The sequence below is a fragment of the Actinoplanes missouriensis 431 genome (assembly GCF_000284295.1).
Lineage (GTDB): Bacteria > Actinomycetota > Actinomycetes > Mycobacteriales > Micromonosporaceae > Actinoplanes > Actinoplanes missouriensis.
This window is the reverse complement of the sequence record NC_017093.1, coordinates 7,004,550-7,023,147: the sequence shown is the minus strand read 5'-3', so window position 1 is coordinate 7,023,147 and position 18,598 is coordinate 7,004,550. Positions and strand designations below refer to the sequence as shown.

The 18,598-nt window shown below is 72.3% G+C and carries 11 protein-coding genes; 4 read left to right on the top strand and 7 right to left on the bottom strand.

Annotated elements, in window-relative coordinates; all coding sequences use genetic code 11:
* Positions 1-160 precede the first annotated feature (160 nt).
* Both AMIS_RS32100 and AMIS_RS32095 read left to right on the top strand, forming a co-directional pair.
* The gene (locus AMIS_RS32100; protein ID WP_041831502.1) at positions 161-3,916 is read left to right on the top strand and encodes a GTPase; all 3,756 of its coding nucleotides are present in this window, start codon (positions 161-163) and stop codon (positions 3,914-3,916) included.
* Positions 3,913-5,505 carry a GTPase gene (locus AMIS_RS32095; RefSeq protein WP_014446622.1) on the top strand — a complete coding sequence of 531 codons (1,593 nt, stop codon included), beginning with the start codon at positions 3,913-3,915 and terminating at the stop codon, positions 5,503-5,505. The genes AMIS_RS32100 and AMIS_RS32095 overlap by 4 nt, the downstream gene beginning before the upstream one ends.
* Before the next feature lie 164 nt (positions 5,506-5,669).
* Here AMIS_RS32095 and AMIS_RS32090 read toward each other — a convergent pair whose 3' ends face one another.
* Positions 5,670-7,130: an ATPase domain-containing protein gene (locus AMIS_RS32090; protein ID WP_014446621.1), complete on the bottom strand. Its 1,461-nt coding sequence runs from the start codon at positions 7,128-7,130 to the stop codon at positions 5,670-5,672.
* The gene (locus AMIS_RS32085; RefSeq protein WP_014446620.1) at positions 7,127-7,486 is read right to left on the bottom strand and encodes a response regulator; all 360 of its coding nucleotides are present in this window, start codon (positions 7,484-7,486) and stop codon (positions 7,127-7,129) included. The genes AMIS_RS32090 and AMIS_RS32085 overlap by 4 nt, the downstream gene beginning before the upstream one ends.
* A gap of 287 nt (positions 7,487-7,773) precedes the next feature.
* Between AMIS_RS32085 and AMIS_RS32080 the strand changes: the two genes are divergently transcribed.
* Positions 7,774-10,815, top strand: coding sequence for an AfsR/SARP family transcriptional regulator (locus AMIS_RS32080; protein ID WP_231859136.1), 3,042 nt, complete (start codon positions 7,774-7,776; stop codon positions 10,813-10,815).
* 15 nt (positions 10,816-10,830) lie between these two features.
* Here AMIS_RS32080 and AMIS_RS32075 read toward each other — a convergent pair whose 3' ends face one another.
* The 5 genes from AMIS_RS32075 to AMIS_RS32055 form a co-directional block, all read right to left on the bottom strand.
* On the bottom strand, positions 10,831-11,304 hold the full coding sequence (locus tag AMIS_RS32075) for a hypothetical protein (RefSeq protein ID WP_014446618.1): 474 nt from the start codon (positions 11,302-11,304) through the stop codon (positions 10,831-10,833).
* 17 nt (positions 11,305-11,321) lie between these two features.
* Positions 11,322-14,777, bottom strand: coding sequence for a TIR domain-containing protein (locus tag AMIS_RS32070; RefSeq protein ID WP_014446617.1), 3,456 nt, complete (start codon positions 14,775-14,777; stop codon positions 11,322-11,324).
* 800 nt (positions 14,778-15,577) lie between these two features.
* Positions 15,578-15,970 carry a hypothetical protein gene (locus AMIS_RS32065; protein WP_014446616.1) on the bottom strand — a complete coding sequence of 131 codons (393 nt, stop codon included), beginning with the start codon at positions 15,968-15,970 and terminating at the stop codon, positions 15,578-15,580.
* Positions 15,971-15,975: 5 nt separating this feature from the next.
* Positions 15,976-16,461, bottom strand: coding sequence for a flavin reductase family protein (locus AMIS_RS32060; protein WP_014446615.1), 486 nt, complete (start codon positions 16,459-16,461; stop codon positions 15,976-15,978).
* A 64-nt stretch (positions 16,462-16,525) separates the two neighbouring features.
* A complete protein-coding gene (locus AMIS_RS32055; RefSeq protein ID WP_014446614.1) occupies positions 16,526-17,179 on the bottom strand; it encodes a type 1 periplasmic-binding domain-containing protein in 654 nt (217 codons plus the stop codon).
* Positions 17,180-17,294: 115 nt separating this feature from the next.
* On the opposite strand from AMIS_RS32055, the gene AMIS_RS32050 reads away from it, so the two are divergent.
* Positions 17,295-18,482, top strand: a complete 1,188-nt coding sequence (locus AMIS_RS32050) for a HupE/UreJ family protein (protein WP_014446613.1) — start codon at positions 17,295-17,297, stop codon at positions 18,480-18,482.
* Positions 18,483-18,598 lie beyond the last annotated feature (116 nt).

The window sequence follows — 18,598 nt, the reverse complement described above, 5'->3', positions numbered from 1 at the left end:
ATGAATTTGGCGTTTCTGGCTGGGCTGTGCGGCGTGGCTCCCGGACCGATGATCGGCGGGGCGCAGTCGGGGTCGATCTTGGCCGTCCGGTGGCTTGTCCGGGCTTGGACCGTCGCGTATGAACGAGCACTGTGGGTGGCCTGGGCGGGGGAGCATGCGGTTGACGACAGAGGGGCTGTCCCTGGAGGAGGCCGTGCGAGCGGCCGTCGAGCAGGGACATGAGGAACTGACCCGGCTGGACGACCTGACCGGCAAACTGACCGAGGCGTTCGCGGACGGGCGGCCGGGCACCGAGGCCGGGCCCGACCCGGTCAACCGACTCGACGGCTTCACTCACTGGTTCCCGGGTAGCCTGCGCGCGCACCTGGATCGGGAGCGCGAATCCCTCGGGGCGTTCAACATCGTGTTCTTCGGGCGCAGCGGTGTCGGCAAGAGCACCCTGCTGTCGGCGTTCGGCCGCCTAGATGGGGGACATGTCTCCCGGTGGGCGGCTAGCGACTGGACCACCGACGTGAACTTCATCGACTGGCGCGACTGCCGGCTGTACGACGTACCCGGGATCAACGGCTGGGGTCGCACCGAGAGCCGGGAGAGCCTCGAGGCGAAGGCTCGCAAGGCTGTTGCGATCGCCGACATCGTGCTGCTCTGCTTCGACACCCAGAACCAGCAGGCGCTGGAGTTCGAGAAGATCGCCGCCTGGATCCGCGATCACGGCAAGCCGGTGGTGGCGGTGCTCAACGTCCGCAACGATCACTGGCGGCATCCGGCTCTGGTGCCGGAGCGGGCCCGCCGCAACCTGTCCGAGCAGGTACGCCAGCACGCCGACAACATCCGCACCCAGCTTGCCCAGATCGGGCTGCCCGGCACCCCCGTCGTCGCGATCCAGAGCCGGCGGGCCCTGATCGCCCGGGCCGCCGAACCGTTCCGCGGGCTGAGCCCGGCCGGGTTCCGTACCGAACGTGAACGGTTCGGCACGGACTACCTCGAACGCTGGTCGAACTTCGGCACGCTGGAGCGTCTGATCGTGACCGCGATCGCCGAGGGCGCCGCCGATCTGCGGCTGGCCGCTGTGCGCGAGGACATCCGGTCCCGGTGCCGGCGAGCGATCGGCGAACTGACCGCCCTTGCGGCCGAGGTCGAGCAGCAGGCGCGTGCCTGCGAAACGGAGATCGAGTCGTTCTTCGCCGTGCTGGGCTATCCCGACGAGGCCGAACGTGCCGCCTGGCTGTACGACCCGGTGCTCGGCACGGAACTGGTCGGAGTCTCCGAGCACGCGCGTGGGGTGCCGTACACCTCGCCGGCCCTCGGTGCGCTGGAGCGTTACGCCCGGCACCTGGCCGCCTCGCACCTGGCGAAGTGCCACCGGCAGGCGAAGACCAGCGTGGACGAGCTGATCAACCGGGCGTCCGCCGACCGGATCGTGATCGACGAGGCGAAGTTCACCGAGACGGCCTACAACCAGGAGGAGATCTCCGCCGCGCTGGGTGCTGTCTGGGCGGACTGCGAGGCGTTCCTGCGGCGTCAGCTGGGCGTCGAGGTTGATCTGGCGCCGCTCGACGGCGAGACGGCACAGCAGCATGCCGCGCGGATCCGTGGCAGCGAGGGCAGCGGGGTGGCCGGTGAGGTGGTCCGCGGCACCGGTATCGCGCTCGGCGCGGGCGCTCTCGCGGTGCCGGTGGCGGCGCTGGCCATCTTTTCCAACCCGATCGGCTGGGTGGTCGGCCTGACCGCGGCCGGAGTCGGCATCGCCGGGCAGATCCAGCAGCATTTCGGCAAGAGGATGACCGACAAGAAGGTGGAGGAGGGCCGCAGGGCGGTGGCTCAGGCCATTGCCGACTGCCACGACGCGGTGGACCGGACCTTCACCGGCTACGAGGACACCCTGGTCCGCGACAGCCGCACCGCGGCGTGGATGCTGCTGGGCAGCACGGTCGGCGACACGCTGCGCGCCGCGATCAAGCTACGTGCGGCGCACGATCGGGCCGAGCGGCTGATCGACAGCGTGCGGGCCTGCGCCGAGGCGATCGATCCGGCGCCAGCGGTGACCGGCGTCCTGGTGCGGGCGCAGCACCGGATCGGGGAGACCCCGACTGAGGTGGCCCGCGTGCTGCTCGGCGAGGACTGGCTCTCGTCCGGGGTCGAGGTGCGTGCGGCGCCGATCGACCCTGACGCGACGAAGATGTACGCCGAGCGCGCCGAGCAGGATCGTGGCCGACTGGCGCGAGCCGTTGTCGCGGCGTTCACCACCCCGCCTGCGGCGGGCATCGAGGCCTGGCGCGCTGATCTGGAGACGGCGGCCCGGTCCGACTCGGCGCTTTTCGACGTCGTACGAACGATGTGGCGCGTCGCCGCGCAGCGGCCGGCTTTCGCGGTGCTCGGCGACTACAACTCCGGTAAGTCGTCGCTCCTGCGCCGGATCGTGGTGGACAGCGGTGGCCCGGGGCGAGCGGTGTTCGACATCCGGGCGGTGCCGGCGACTACCGCGGCGACCCGCTATCCGATGGGTCGATTCGACCTGGTGGACACACCGGGTCTGCAGAGCGGTAACGACGCGCACGACACCGCCGCGGGCGAGGCGGTCGTCGAGGCTGCCCTGGTGTTCGTCGTGGTCCATATCAACGTGCTGGTCGGCGATACCTCGCTCGTGCGGCAGCTGGTCGCCGCGAAGGGCGAGCGGACGGTGTTCCTGGTCAATCGCTGCGACGAGCTGGGGGTGGATCCACTGACCGTGCCGACCGACTACGTCAACCTGCAGGACCGCAAACGGGCAGAACTACGGGCCGCGTTCGCCGCCGGTGGCGTCGACGTCGGCGCCGACCGGGTGCACTGCCTGTCCGGGGACCCGTTCGGCCTGGCCGGGGACGAACCGGAGGCTACGGCCGCAGACTTCGACGAGCACCGGCTGTGGGACGGCGTGGCCGCGTTGACAGGTGTCCTGGCTGACCTCTCCGACGAACAGCTGTCGGCCGCGGCGGCCGCGGCCGCCTTCGATGCCGCGGTCACCGGCCTGCGGCGGCATCAGCGGGAATTGCAGCGTACGCGGGCCGAGGAAGTGGACGAGTTGAGCCGGTCCGAGCCGGTGATCGCCGCGTTGCAAGCCGCGATGAAGGACGCCGTGGTCCTGGACAACTCGCTGCGCGAGGACGCCCGTCGGGTGGTCAACCGGCACGTGGTCGCGACGAAGTCCGCTGTCGCCCGGCTTGACCACAAGGCCGGCCGGACGCTGACCGAGCTGGTCGAGTCCTGGTGGAAGGCACCGGCGGTGGAGGCCGACCTGCAGCGGTTCCTCGACGACGCGGGAGTCAAGCTCGACGAGTGGCGCAGCGATCACGTGTCGGCGATCGGACGCGAGATGACCGCCGCCCGGCTCTCGGTGTCGCCCGAGCTCGCGACCGAGTTCGAGGGACCGGCCGAGGCCTGGCACGACGGCGTGGCCGCTGGCGCCGGCAAGGTCACCGGCGCGGCCGCCACGCTGACCAAGGCCCTGGCGAACCGAGACGCGGTCTACACCATCGGCAAGTTCTTCGACGTCAAGTTCAAACCGTGGGGCGCGGTGAACGGCAGCCTCAAGGTCGCCAAGGCCGGATACGTGCTGGGGGCGGTGGGCATCGTGATGGACACCGCGGCGATGGCGAACGACAGCCGCAAGGCCGGGGAGCACCAGCGCCGGCAGGAGTCGGCGCTGCGGGACATCGACGAGGCAGCCGCCGGGCTGGTCGGCCAGATCCTCAGCCAGGGGCCGGCCGGACATCTCGAGGAGTGGACCGCGCAGCTGGCGACCATGCTCGACGAACAGCTCGACCGCGCTACGGCGGCCAAGGACCGGATCGACGCGACGACCGTCCAGGCCGAGACCGTCGCGACCTTGATCGCGGCGGCGGACGACCTGACCGGCACACAAGGGGGAAACGAGTGACAGAGGTCGACATCGCAGCAGTGCGGGACTGGCTGGGTCGGCTGCCCGGCGGCTCCCTGGCCGAGCGCTACGCCGGTGACTGGGACGCGTTCGCGGGACTGGACCGGCCGGTGGTGACCCTGTTCGGCTCCTACGACACCGGCAAGAGTTCGCTGCTGCGCCGGCTGCTCGTCGACGCCGGCCAGGAAGTTCCCGGCTGGCTGACGATCAGCGCCCGGCACGAGACCTTCGAGGTGAACGACGCCGAGATCGGCGGATGCCTGGTTCGGGACACGCCCGGGTTCACTGCCGGCGCCACCGACCTGCGGGCGCGCAACAACACCCGCCGGGCGCTGGCGGCGGTCGGGCTCACCGACATCGCGGTCGTGGTGATGACCTCGCAGCTGGCCACGGCGGAGCACCACGTGCTGAAGGAGGTTTTCACCCAGGGCTGGCCGGCCGCAACGATGTGGTTCGTCATCTCCCGCTTCGACGAGGCGGGGGTCAACCCGGAGTACGACCTTGCCGAGTACCGCGAGCTGAGCGAGCGCAAGGTCGGCGAGCTGCGGGCTATGTTCGCCCTCGACGAGCAGGCGCGAATCTTCGTGGTGGCGCCGGACCCGTTCCAGACCGGCGGGCCGGACACCGATCTGGGCCCGGAGACATGGGACGAGTTCCGGCCCTGGGACGGCATGGACGCGCTCGCCGAGGCCTTTGCCACCGTGTCGCTGTCGGCGCTGCCGCAGTGGCGTGCCGCTGCCGGTCATCGGTACTGGATCCGGGCGCTCGACGAAACTCTGGCCGAGCTTCGCGAACAGCTGTCCGAGTACGCCACGCAGGCCCAGGTGGCGGCCCGTGGCGTGGAGAAACGCGACGCGTGGGAGGGCGAACTCGACGCGCTCGACCGTGCCGCCCAAGCCGGCCTCGAAGGGTTGGTCGACGAGGTGCTGCGGCGTTCGTTCGAGCCCGGCGCCGGGACTGACGCGGTGCAGGCCGAGATCGAGCGGGCGCTCGCCGAGTGGTTCGCCAAGCACGACGTACGCCTGCAACGGCTACTGCAGTCGATCCGTAAGAGCAAGGAGCGTGAGCGCGCGCAGCCGTCCTGGGCCGGCTTCGCGTCGCTGGTCGCCACGCTGGATTCGGAGCAGGCCCCGGCTCGTGAATCGGGCCTCGCCGGCCATGTCGAGACGATCGGCGGCATGGCGGTCGGTGTGCTGAAAGCCTTCACCAGCGCCGCCGAGAAAGACGCGAAGGCGACGAAGAAGGCCGCCGAGAAGCTGTCCGGAAAGGCGGCGCAGAAGCTCGGCCGGCACGTCGGCACGGTAGAGGCGGCGCTGCCGCTGGCCGTCTACTTGACCGGGCTGGCCGGCGACTGGTGGACCGATCGCGGACGGCGCAACCAGGACCGGGCAGCGGCCGAGAAGCGGCAGCAGGTGGTCGCCGACTTCACCCGGCGGGCCCGGGACACCTGGCAGCCGTACGTTGACGAGGTGCGCGCCGAGATCGTCGCGCAGACCGCGGACCAAGTCGAGCTGGACGAGAGCCTGCGCCAGCTGGTCGGGCAGTTACGCGAGGCAGTGGCGGAGGGTGAGCAGATCTCCCGGCGCTAGGACGGTGCGCCAGGTGTGCGGAGTGCGCGGACAGGGCGCCTGTACCTCATGCTCGCGGGCGGATGCACAGGGCTGACAGGCGCGTGTCGCACAGTCCGGATCAGAGTTGAGATGACCTCCGGCAAGCACCGCCAGGGCTTCTGATCCGAGCGGTTTCGTCTCGTTCAGCGGGCGGCCGGGCCGTTGGGCTCTGGCTCGGGGCGTGTTCGGAGGGCGCTCCAGCCGAGCATTCCGCTTACCTCGGTGAATCTGTCGCCCACCGTTACGCCGTCAGCCGTTATGCGGCATTCGTGCAGGGCGTTGTCATGGCGGCTGTTGCGCATCTTCAGGACGTTGAGGGCTCGGCCGATCTCCGCTCGGTGCTCGATGTAGCGGATCTGGATCACGTTGTGGAACAGGTACATGAGGCCGGCCAGGGGATCGTCGACGGGGCCGAACGTCCGGGTCTCGCTGGTCACCCAGAGGGCGGCGCCGGCGTTGCGGACGACGCCGACGAGGCTACGCAGGTAGGCGGGGAACCGTTCGGTCTCGCGGGCGGTGTGGGCCATCTCGGCCAGGCTGTCGATCACGACGCGGCGGGTCGAGCAGTCGGCGAGGCGGTGGCGGATCACCGCGGCCAGGACGTCGAGGTCGAGGTCGCCGACCGGGACATGGGAGATCATCAGTTTCTGGCTGCGGCACGCGGCCGAGAAGTCCCAGCCGAACCCGGCCGCCATCTCGACCAGTTGGTCCTCGGTGTCCTCGAAGGTGATGTAGAGGCAGCACTCGCCCCGGGCCAGGCCCTCGGCGAGGAAGTTGAGGCAGCTGATGGTCTTGCCCACGCCGGCGGGTCCGAGGACGAGACTGGCGTCGGCGTGCGGCAGCCCGCCGTCCAGCAGCGGGTCGAGGCCGGGCACGCCGGAGGGGACCCGGCCGCCCTCCGCGGGCACGTCGCCGGTCAGGAACGACTCGACCCGGGGGAACACCCGGAAGCCCTCGCCGCTGATCTGCACGGTGTGCGCGCCGGAGAGGTGGCCGGTGCCGCGCATCTTGACCACCCGCAGGCCGCGCCGGTCGACCGGCTCACGGGACTGGTACGACAGGTGCACGATGCCGTCGGCGAGGGTGAACTCCACCCCGGTCAGCATCTCCTCGGCGGTGTACTCGCCGAGCAGCATCAGCACCGTCCGGCTGTGCGTGATCCGGCTGGTCAGGTCGTACATCGCCATCCGCAGCGCATGGTCGGTGACGAAGTCCCGCAGCATCTTCGTCCCGTCGATCACCACGACGGCCGGCTCGTCGTCGAGGGCCTTGCGGACCACCTCGTCGACCAACGGGCGCAGGTCGTTCTCGTCGGCGCCGCGCAGCATGTCGCCGAGGTGCACGTACTCGATCCTCGCCCCCAGCGCGGCGGCGTCGAAGAACGGGAAGCCGCTGAGATGCTCGACGAGCTTGGAGTGCGGCTCGGAGAGGGTCGTGTAGTAGACGGCCCGGTGCTCCGGCGTGGCGTTGGCGAAGCAGATCTGCTGCGCCAGGATCGTCTTGCCCGCGCCGGGCGGCCCGGCCACGACGATCATCGAGCCGGGTGACAGCCCGCCACCGAGGACGAGGTCCAGGTCGGGCAGTCCGGTGGACAGTCGCTTCATGTCGTGCCACGTCCTTCCCGGAGCAGGCGTTCCGCCGCTTCGAGCAGCGCGGCGCGCTGGTACGGCTTGCCCAGCGCGACATCGGCGCCGACCGCCAGGTGGCAGTCCGCGCTGACCGCCATGACCGGGATCTTCGCGGTGGCCGGATCCGCCCGCAGATGGTGGATGAGTTCGACACCGCTCATCACGGGCATCATCATGTCGGTGACGACCAGGTCCGGGTACGACTGCCGCACCGAGGCCAGCGCATCGGCGCCGTCACCCGCCTCGGTGACCTCGTGGCCGGCCCGCTCGAAGAACCGGTGCAGCAGGAAGCGCAGATCCGGTTCGTCGTCCACCACCAGGATCCTGCCCACCGAACCATCCGTTCGCGGGAGGCGGCCTCAAGGCCCTGCCATGGCCACAATATCCGGCGTATCCGGCGAATGGTGGTTTTTTGTCGCAGGGCAGGTCGCCCGCGCCGTGGTGGCTGTGGCGTCCCGATTCCCCCGTAACGCGGTGCGTAACCGGGCGAGAGCGACCTGTGCCCCCTGCAACGGTGTCAATGCTCGCTGCTGGACCTTGTGTGAAACGTGGGAGACTCGTACAGGTCCTTGTGGACTTCTTGAATCCCCTGGTTGAGGCGATGGCGTGCGGAGGTCAGTTGGCGGCGGAGTTCGGTGTGCTCGGCGTGGTGGAGGCCCGGATCGGCGGGGAGCCGGTCGACCTGGGGCATGCCCGGCAGCGGTGTGTGCTGAGCGTGCTGCTGGTGGAGGCGGGCCGTCCGGTGACGGTGGACCAGCTGATGGACCGGGTGTGGGGCGATCGTGCGCCGCAGCGGGCCGCCGGCGCGCTCTACAGCTATCTGTCCCGGCTGCGGCGGGCCGTCGCGGGTGCGGGCGGTGTGGAGATCCGGCGGGAGCCGGGTGGCTACCTGCTCACCGCGGATCCGCAGTCCGTGGACCTGCACCGGTTCCGCAGGCTGATGACCGAGGCCCGGGCGACCCGGCCGGACCGGGTGGCCGCCGACCTGATCGGGCAGGCCCTGGGCCTGTGGCGCGGTGATCCGTTCGCCGGTCTGGAGACGCCGTGGCTGGACGCCATGCGGCGCACGCTGCTCGGCGAGCGGTTCGCGGCCGAGCTGGACGGCACCGACGTGCTGCTGCGGCTGGGCCGGCACGGTGAGCTGCTGCCGGGGCTGACCGCCGCGGTCGCCGAGCATCCGCTGGATGAGCGGCTGGCCGGGCAGGCGATGCTCGCGCTGTACCGGTGCGGGCGTCAGGCCGACGCGGACGAGCAGTACCGCCGGATCCGCCATCGGCTCGCCGACGAGCTGGGCAGCGATCCTGGCCCCGCGCTGCGCCGGTTGCACGAGCGGATCCTGGTCGCCGATCCCGAGCTGTTCGCGCCGGCCGGAGACGAGCCGATCACAGTGCCGTCGGGGGAGAGCCGGGCGGCGGAGAATCGGGCGACGGAGAATCGGGCGGCGGGGGAGACCCCGCAAGCCGCCACGACGGTCCCGACACAGCTGCCGGCGGACGTGCGGGCGTTCACTGGCCGTACCGGGGAGATGGCCGCGCTGGACCGCCTGCTCGCGCCACCCGGCGGCGGCGAGCCGCCGCTGACCGTCGCCCTTCTTTCCGGTACGGCGGGAGTCGGCAAGTCCGCGCTGGCCGTCCGATGGGCGCACCACGTCCGGCACGCGTTCCCGGACGGGCAGCTCTACGTGAACCTGCGCGGCTACGACGCGGAGCAGCCGGTGACGGTCGCGGACGCCCTGGCCGGATTCCTCACCGCGCTCGGCGTGCGCGGGCCGGAGATCCCGCCGGGCACCGACGAGCGCGCCGGCCGGTACCGGTCCGAGATCACCGGCCGCCGGATGCTGGTGCTGCTGGACAACGCGTCTTCGGTGGAGCAGGTCCGGCCGCTGCTGCCCGGCACCGGGTCGTGCCTGGTGCTGATCACCAGCCGGGACTCGCTGCCCGGCATGGTGGCCGTTCACGGCGCCGAGCGGGTCAACCTGGACCTGCTCCCGCTGCCGGACGCGGTCGGGCTGCTGCGCAAGCTGATCGGCGTCCGGGTGGACACCGAGCCGCAGGCCGCCGCCGACCTGGCCGCGGCGTGCGCCCGGCTGCCGCTGGCCCTGCGGATCGCGGCCGAGCTGGCCGCCGAGCGGGCCGACGTGCCGCTCGCCGACCTCGTCGCCGAGCTCGGCGACCATCAGGTACGCCTCGACCTGCTGGACGCCGGCGGTGATCCGCGCGCCGAGGTCCGCGCGGTGTTCTCCTGGTCCTACCAGAACCTGTCCGCCGACGCGGCCCGCGCGTTCCGGCTGCTCGGCCTGGATCCGGGGGAGACCGCGCACGTCGACGCGGTGGCCGCGCTGATCGACACGGGCGGCCGCACCGGCGAGGCACGGCGGCTGCTCGGCGTGCTGACCCGGGCCAGCCTCGTCCAGGCCGGGCCGGGCGGCCGGTACGGGATGCACGACCTGCTCCGCGCGTACGCCGCCGAACTCGCCACCCGGCACGACGCCGAACCGGACCGGCGCGCCGCCCTCACCCGGCTGTTCGACCACTACCTCTCCGGGGCGAGCGCCGCCATGGCCACGCTGTACCCGGACGGTGTCCCGGTGGCCGGCGACCCGGACGCGGCCCGCGCCTGGATCGAGGTGGAACGGCCCAACCTCGCGGCGGTCTGCGCGTACGGCGCGGCGCACGGCTTCTACCGGCACACCGTCGCGCTCGCCGAAACCCTGTTCCGCTACCTCGACGCCGGTGGCCCGGTCGCCGAGGCAGCGGCCGTCACCACCTCCGCGGTGTCCGCGGCCCGCGCCCTCGGTGACCGTGACGCGCAGGCACGGGCGCTCTCCAACCTGGGCCGGCTGCACCGGCGGCAGGGCCGGCTGCACGAGGCCGCCGCCACCTACCGGCAGGCGCTGGCCCTCTACACCGACCTGGGCGAACCGGCCGCCGAGGGGCTGGTGCTGCGCAACCTGGGCAGCGTCGACTGGCGGCTGGGTGACTACCGGCGGGCCGCGGAGCACTACCGGCGGGCCTGGACGGTCTACGAGCGGCTCGGTGACGACGCCGGCCAGGCCGACGCGCTGGTCCGGCTCGGGCTGGTCGACGCGCGGCTGGGCGACCAGACCCAGGCGGCGCAGCGGTTCGCGTCGGCGCTGGATCTGTACGTGACGCTCGGTGACCGGTTCAGCGAGGCCTACGTGCTGTCGCTGCTCGCCCGGCTGCCACAGCGCGCGGCGCCGCCGGACCGGGCAGCGGGCCGCCTCGAGCAGAGCCTGGCCGCGGTCCGGAGTGCCGGTGACCGCACCGCTGAGGCGTACGCGCTCACCGATCTTGCCGGGATCGACGCTCGCCGGGGTCGCCTCGCCGAGGCCGCCGGTCACCTGCGCCGCGCGCTCGTCCTGCTCCGGCGGATCGGGGACCGGGCCAGCGAGGCGGAGGCGCTCAACGACCTCGGGCAGGTGCTGCTCGCCGCCGGGGAGGCGGCCGAGGCGCGGGCGCAGCACGATCAGGCGCTGGCGCTGGCCGAGGAGATCGGTGACCGGTACGAGCAGGCACGCGCCCACGACGGGATGGCGGCGGCGCTGCGCGACACCGGGGACGCCGGGACGCACCTCGACCAGGCCCGGCGGATCTTCGCTGAACTGGAGGTGCCGGCCGCCCCGGTGGTCAGCGTCGGCTAGAAAGGCCGGGCGGCCTCAGTCCCGGATCACGCCGTCGATCCAGAGCACGGTCACCGGCCGCCCGCGGGCCCGGGCGTAGGCGACCACGTCCGCCGTCCCGCCCAGTCCGCGGGCGGGCAGACCGTCCCAGACCGCGAACAGGTGGTCGCAGCGGTCCACCAGCGCCTGCCCTGCGGCGAGGAATGCCTGGTCGGACGGCTCGGCGTAGGGCATCGTCAGCACGGTCGCCGAGGCGCGCAGCAGGTCGTGGAAGCGCGCCCGGCTGCCGTCCTCGGGCAGCGAGCAGGCGTAGTCGGCACACGGCAGGACCGCCTCGAGGGTGCCGCCGGCCGCCAGCACGCAGGCGGCGAAGAGCTGGTCGGCGCCGTCGGCGAGGCTCGACACCCCGTGCAGCCCGGCACCCGAGGGCAGCATCCGGCGCCAGTGGTCCGCCGCGTGGCCGGCGACGACCGGCGGGAGCGTCCGGTGGCCGGTGACACCGAAACGCACATCGGCCCCCGATCTGCTCAACAGGTGGCCCGGTAGGGGAGTTCCGGCACGTAGCGGGCCCACTCGTCGGCGTTGAGGCCGCGGCCGCCGAGGGCGCAGGCGCTGCGGGCCGGGTCGGCGGCGAGCTCCCGCGGCACGGTGACGTCCCAGAGCGTGACGTTCTTGGTCGGCAGCGCGTAGTGGCCGGCCGCCGCCACGGTTCGTCCGTCCGGGCTGAGCGCGGTGTAGAAGGTCTGCGTCTGCGGGCCCTTGATCATCGCGTACCGGACCGGGGTGCTGGGATCGCTGATGTCCCACAGCATCACCGAGTTGTCCATGCCCGCCGTGGTCAGGGTGCGTCCGTCCGGGCTGAGCGACGCCGACAGGGCGTACCCGACGTGGCCGGTCAGCGTGGCGATCCGGCGCGGCTGGGAGAGGTCGGCGACGTCCCACAGCACGACGGTCCCGGTGTCCGTGGTGGCCGCCGCCATGGTGCGCCCGTCGGCGCTGAACTCCAGCGAGTTGGCGTGGTAACCGATGTAGTCGGCGAGCGGTATCGAGGTGAGCCGCACCGGGGCGGCGCGATCGGTGACGTCCCACATCGACACGTTGGACCCCTCACCGACGGCCATCGCGCGTCCGTCCGGCGTGAACGCGATCGAGGACAGCATGTCGCGCAGCGGCAGCTCGGTGAGCTTGGCGGGCTGTTTCCGGTCGGTCAGGTCCCACAGGGTCATCTTGCCCTTGCCGTGACCGACGGCAAGGGTACGGCCGTCCGCGCTGAGCGCCATCGCCCAGACGAGGTCGGCCGGGCTCGCGCCGGGGTCGGCGAACTCGGACAGCGGCACGGGCTCGGCCGGCCGGGTGGTGTCCAGCACCGTCACCACGTTGTCCGCGCCGACCACGACCAGGGTGCGGCCGTCCTCGCTGAGGGTCATCCCCTCTACCTTGCCGGTGCGCAGGGTCACCGCGTGCGAGACCGGGGCGGCCGGATCGGTCAGGTCCCAGGTCGTCCCGGTCCCGTCCCGGTTCGCGGCGACGAGCGTGCGGTTGTCCGGGCCGAACGCGAGTCCCATGACCCGCGCCGGGAACGGCCCGGGGATCGTGGTGATCGGCTCCGGGGCGTACCGGCCCTTGAGGTACCAGATCGTGGCCGTCCGGCGGTCGCCGGCGGTGGTCAGGGTCCGGGAGTCCGGGCTGAAGGTCATCGCCCGGACCGGGCCGCCACGGGCGGTCAGGTCGGCGACCTGCGCGAGCATCGTCGGCCACTCGTTGTCGTAGTCGAAACTCCAGACCGCGGTACGCCCGTCGGAGTCGCCGAAGGCCAGCATGTTCCCGTCCGGGCTGAAGCCGAGCGTGGTCAGGTCGGTGTCGCCGCGCACCGCGCGCTCGGAGGCGCCCTGCCGCGGCTTCGCCGGATCGATCAGGTCCCAGAGGTAGACGTAACCGGACGGCCCCTGGACGGCGACGATCGGGAGCTTCGGGTGGAACGCGATCTTCGCGTCGGCCACCGGGTCACCCCAGCCGACGCTGATCGTGGCGCGCTGCGCGGGGGCGGCCGGGTCGGTCAGGTCCCAGACGGTGACCGCGTCGCCGCTGGTCAAGGCCGTCCGCCCGTCCGGGCCGAACACCAGGGGGTACGCCTTCGGAAGCGTCGCGAGCCGGGCCGGTTCGGCGCCCGTGACGTCCCACAGGACGGTGCTGCGGTCCGCGCTGCTGGTGGCGACGGTGTGACCGTCCGGGCTGAACGTGACGGCCGTGATGCCGGCCGGGTCGGTGAGCTTCTCCGCCCGTACCGGATCGGAGGGTTGGGAAAGGTCCCACAGCGTCGCCTCGGGGCCTCCGTCGAAAACCGCGAGGGTCTGCCCCGGACCGGCCTCCAGGGAGATCTCCGCACCGGTGGACGGCGCCGGCAGCCGGGTGAGCCGGACCGGTTTGGCGGGGTCACGGGTGTCCCACAGGGAGATCGTCCGGTCGGCGCCCGAGGTGGCGGCCAGCCGCGTGCCGATCACCGCGACGTCGGCCACGTCGCTGATCGCGCCGGCGTAGTTGGTCGCCATCGTGAGGTGGCCGAGCTGCTCGCGGGTCTGCTCGTCGTCCTTCAGGCGGAGCGCGGCCACCCCCAGCATGAGGGCCTTCTTCGGGTCGTCCCCGATCATCGCGCGGGCCCGGTCCAGCAGCCGCTGATTGATCATGAGGCGCTGCTGCGCCTCCGCCGCCGCGCGCTGCCGGCGGGCCTCCTCGGCCGCCTCGCGTGCCAGTTTCTCCTGCTCCTTGCGTTCCGCCTCGGCCTGCCGGGCCAGCTCGCGGTGGTGCTCGGCGACCCGTTCCTGCTCCTGGGCCCGGGCCGTCGCCTGGTTCGCGAGCTCCCGCTGCCGCCGGGCGTTCGCGGCCTGCCGCTCGGCGTCGGCCTTCTGCCGCTCGGCCTCGGCAGCGGCGTCCTCCGCCAGGTTCTGCTGCCGTGCGGCGTTGGCCCTCTCCCGTTCCGCGCCGGCCTTCTCCTGCGCGGCGGCCCGCCGGTACCGCGCGGCGTCGGCCTGCTCCCGCTTCGCCTCCGCGGCGGCCTCCTCGGCCAGGGCCTGCTGCAGCCGCACCTCGGCGGAGGCGTCCTCGGCCAGCGCCTGCTGCCGCTCGGCCTCCGCGGCGGCGGTGGCGGCCAGGGTCTGCTGCCGGCTCGCGAGCGCCTCCTGCCGCCGGGTCTCGGTGGTCGCCGCCTGCGCCCGCTGCTCCTGCGCCCGGGCGTTCCGCTGCTGCCGCTGCGACTCCTCGGTGGCGCGCGCGGCGGTGTCACGCTGCTCGGACGCCTCCCGCTGCTGCGTGCGAGCCTCGGTCGCCGCGGCGCTGGCCCGGTCCGCGTTGCGCACCGCGACCAGCCCGGTCAGCGACGTGACGAGGGTCAGCGCCACCAGGGCGGCCGCGGCGGCCGCCGACAGCCGCCGGGCCCGCCGGTGCTGCCGGACGTCCTCGCCCTCCAGCTCGTCCTTGCTCACCCCGTGCATCGGGGCCGCGAGCTGCGCGATCGCGTCCCGGAACCGGATGTGCTGCAGGCTCAGGTGCAGGTCGTCACGAGCCCACCGCAGGTCCAGGTAGAGCGGCTCCTCGGCGAACACGCCACGCAGGGCGTCCGGCACCGCCGTCGACCCGGCGGTGAAGTCCCGGGCCGCCGGGTCCCAGTCCCACACGCCGTCGGTGACCACCGGCAGGATCCGGTCCGCTGACTTGGTCGCCAGCCAGTGCTCGATCTCCCGGTTCACCCACGGCGAGCCCGCCGCCTCCGGGGAGGCGAGCAGCACGAAGTGCTTCGAACCGTCGATCGCCTCCTGGATCGAGGTCCACAGCTTGGGCGTCACCGCCAGCCCGGTCTGGTCCCGGAATATCCACAGCGCACGGCGCCGGTGCCAGGGTTTCGCCAGCCGGTGCAGGCCGCGCTGGACAGCGGGCGCGAGCCGTCCGTCGGCGGCATGGCTGTAGGAGATGAAACCATCGAACGGCATGACTGTCCCTGGGCGGTCGGCGTGAGCGGCGGGGACCGATTCTCCATGTCACCGTCCCACCGGTAAAGCCGCTCGGCGTCCCGCGTGGCGGTCCGCGTCGCCATGTGCTTTGATCTATGAAGGCCGGGCATTCTCCCCCGTGGATGCCCGGCCCTCATCATGCCGGTGTTGCTCCACGATCCTCCGTTTTCAGGGTGTGCGGCGTCGTCTTGGGTGTGTGAGGCTTGGCGTCGCTCAAGGATCACGGTGGTGGTTCCGCGTCTGGCTTCGTCGAAGGCCGGGCGTCGATTGCTTGTCCCTCGGTCGATGTCACTTAGCTCAGGTTGATCGTTCCGATGGCGTGTTGCTTCGCTTGCCTGGGTGGAGCGCCGCGGACCGTCGTGGACCGTCGCATCGACCGGCCGCGCCGCGGTCGCGGGGCCCGGCCCGAGACGTCCCGGGCGCCAGCGGTGGCGGCGTGGATGAGGTCACACGCAGCGCCGGTGCCGCAGGGACGAGGTCACACGCAGCGCCGGTGCGCCCAGCGGAGGGCGGTCAGCGCACGTGGTGACGGCTCGCGTCCGCCGACCGCACCAGCGCGGCGGCCAGCGCACGCGATCGGCTTCCGCGTCCGCCGACCGCCACGCCGCATTTCCGACTTATCGGGGCTTTGTTCGGCTGTTCGTGGGAGGGCCTCCCGCGCTGTCTGTGCGGCCGAGGCCCGGGCCGGGTGCGGGGCCGGGTGCGGGTGCGGGCCGAGTGCGGGCCGGTGCGGGTGCGCGCCGGGTGCGGGCCGGGTGCGGGCCGGGTGCGGTCGTGGGTCAGGGGCGGCGGCGGTCGTGGGCGAGGGCCACGGCGGTGGCCGCCGCGCCGGCGCCCTCCCACAGGGCCACGCCCAGGAACGCGCCGGGTGCCACCCCGGTCACCACCAGCGTGCTGAAGACGGTGAGGGTGAGCAGCCGGAACGGGACGGTGAACCGGAAGAACGGCCGCCACTCGGTGGCCGCGGCGACCAGGTAGTAGACGCCCATGTTGAGCGACGCCATCGACGAGGCCGTGGCGAAGACGCGGGTGGAGTCCGGCGGATCGGCGGGGAACCCGGTCCCGGCCAGGACCAGTTCCGGGGCGATCAGGCCCACCGCGCCCAGCACGGCGGCGAGGGCGCCGAACACCGCGATCGTCCAGCCCGCGGTGGATCGCGGAGAGAATCTCACGGCGATCAATCTAGTCGGCGGTACCGGCTTCCGTGGAACACCAGCGGGGGGACGTCGGCGTCGGCGTCCAGGTCGTGCACGCGCAGCAGCACGATGTCGTGGTCGCCGGCCGGGATCTCCCGCTCGACGCTGCAGTCCAGCCAGGCGCTGGAGCCGTCGAGCAGGATGGCGCCGTCGGGACTGGCGTGCCAGTCCAGCTCGGCGAACCGGTCGGTGTCACGGGCGCTGAGCTGACGTCCGGCGTTCTCCTGGTGGGCGCCGAGCACGCTGACGCCCAGCCGCGGGGCGCGCCGCAGCACCGGCCAGGTGGTGGAGGTGTGCGCCACGCAGACCGACACCATCGGCGGGTCGAGCGACACCGAGACGAACGAGTTCGCCGCGAGACCGGCGGGTGACCCGTCGACCATCGCGGCGACGACTGTCACACCGGTCGGGAAGGACCCGAAGACCCGTCGCAGCCGTAACGGCTCGAGTGCCGATCGCATGGTCATGTGGGTGCTCCTGTTCCGCTGATCCGAGGCTAAGCGGAGCACCCGCCGGTCGCCAACTCGAAGGTCAACTGATCCAGAGCACGATCCCGGTGAGCCGGTGCAGCACGGCGGCCACTCCAGCGCGGACCGCCGAGGCGCACCGCGCGGAGGTGAACGACGCCGGGTCGTACGCGGACGGGGATCCGAGGCCCTCGCCGCGGAAGCCGGCGCCGGTCCAGTCGGCCGCGGTGACGTTGCCGGTCGGCTCGGCGACCTCCGCCCCGACGATCAGGAACTGCTGGTCCAGGTGGCTCGGCGTGACCAGGGCCAACGCGTCGACCAGGTCGTTCCCGGCGCTGATCACCAGGTCCGGTTTCATCGTGACGGCCGCCACGATGCCGTCGACCGGGTGTGCCGGGTCGGCCTCGACGGTGCGCAGCGACACCTTCTCCTCGGCGGCCCACGAGCGCACCGCGTCGGCCACGGCCCGGGCCGGCGCGTCGGCGCCGAGCGTCAGCAGCACGACGCGGTAGTCCTCGGGCGGGTGGACGCCGTCCCAGGAGCCGGGGCTCGGTGTGATGGTCGCCTCGGGGGCGGGCGGCGACGCGGGGTCGGCGAAACCCGCCCCGAGGGCGCCGATCGGGGCCGCAACCGGCCGGGACTCGGACCAGTCGTCGGCAGCGGAACAGCCGGTGAGCAGGGCGGCGGCGGTGAGGGAGACAGCGAGCAGGCGGAACACGGGTCCTTTCCTACACGGGCGGGACGCCGGACCGCCAAGGGCGCGATCATGTTGTCGCCAGCGGTTCGCCCCACATCTTGATCTTGTTAACCCGGCGGGTGCAGCGTGTCCCGCCGTGCCACTGCGACTACGCCGTACCCTCGCCGTTCTGCTCCTGAGCGGCGCCGCCCTCTCGATCGCGAGCCCCGCGCTCGCCCACGGGTTCTCCTCGACCGTCTACGCGGACGTCCGTGCCGGTGACGGCGGTCACGTCCGGACCGCGCTGGAACTCGAGTACGACCTGCTCGTCGTCTCCGCCGCCGACTACCGCGACGACGACCAGCTCTTCCAGGAGGGCAACGCCGCCTTCGAGGCCGGTGACACCGCTGCTCAGGGGGCCGCGCTCAACGCGCACACCGCCGCCGCGGTGGGTTACGTCACCGAGCGCTTCTCGGTCACGGCGGGCGGGAAGGCGTGCGCGCCGTCGGCCGCCGGGCCCTTTCGCATGGGTACGCGGGAGGGGGTCCCCTACGCGACGCTGGACCTCGACTGGGCCTGCGGGGAGGACACCGGGGAGCACGAGATCCGCAGCGGGCTCTTCCCGGACGCGGAGACCTACGTGCGGGACACCAAGACCATCGTCACGTACGAGATCGACGGCCGGGACGGCAGCGCCGCGCTCGACGCCGGCCACCCGGTCTTCTCCACGGCGCAGAACTGGCGGCAGCGGTTCGGGGAGTTCTTCGTGCTCGGCGCCGAGCACCTGCTCTTCGGTATCGACCACATCCTCTTCCTGCTCGCGCTGATCGCCGGGTCGCGGCGGCTGCGGGAGATCGTGCTGGCGGCGACCGCGTTCACGGTGGCGCACTCGGTGACGTTCGTGCTCGCGGCCCTCGGGCTGGTCGAGGCGCCGGCCCGGGTGGTGGAACCGGTCATCGCGCTGTCCATCGCCGTCGTGGCGGGATGGCATCTCGCCCGTACCCCTCGGCAATTGACCGAAGCGCAAGCCGGTCCTCTGGGTCTCGACCGCGCGGGGTGGACGAGGCTTGCCGTGGTGTTCCTTTTCGGTCTGGTGCACGGCCTGGGGTTCGCCGGCGCGCTCGGCATCGACGAGGCGTGGTCATGGACGCTGCTCTGGTCGCTGCTGGTCTTCAACGTCGGCATCGAGACCGTGCAGATCGGGCTGATCCTGCTGGTCTTCCCGGTGCTGGCGATACTGCGCCGGCGGGCGCCGCGAACCGGGCGATGGGTGACCGATGTGATCTGCGCCGGGGTGGCTGTGATGGGGCTCATCTGGTTCTTCCAGCGGATCTTCGGCTCCTGAGCACCGACGATCTTGATCTTGTTCACCGGTGGTTCACGGTGCAGGACGAGCTTGATCCGCGCCTCCCATCTTTCCCATTGGGAAGCGTTCACTCTCATCAAGTAGGAAACGGAAAC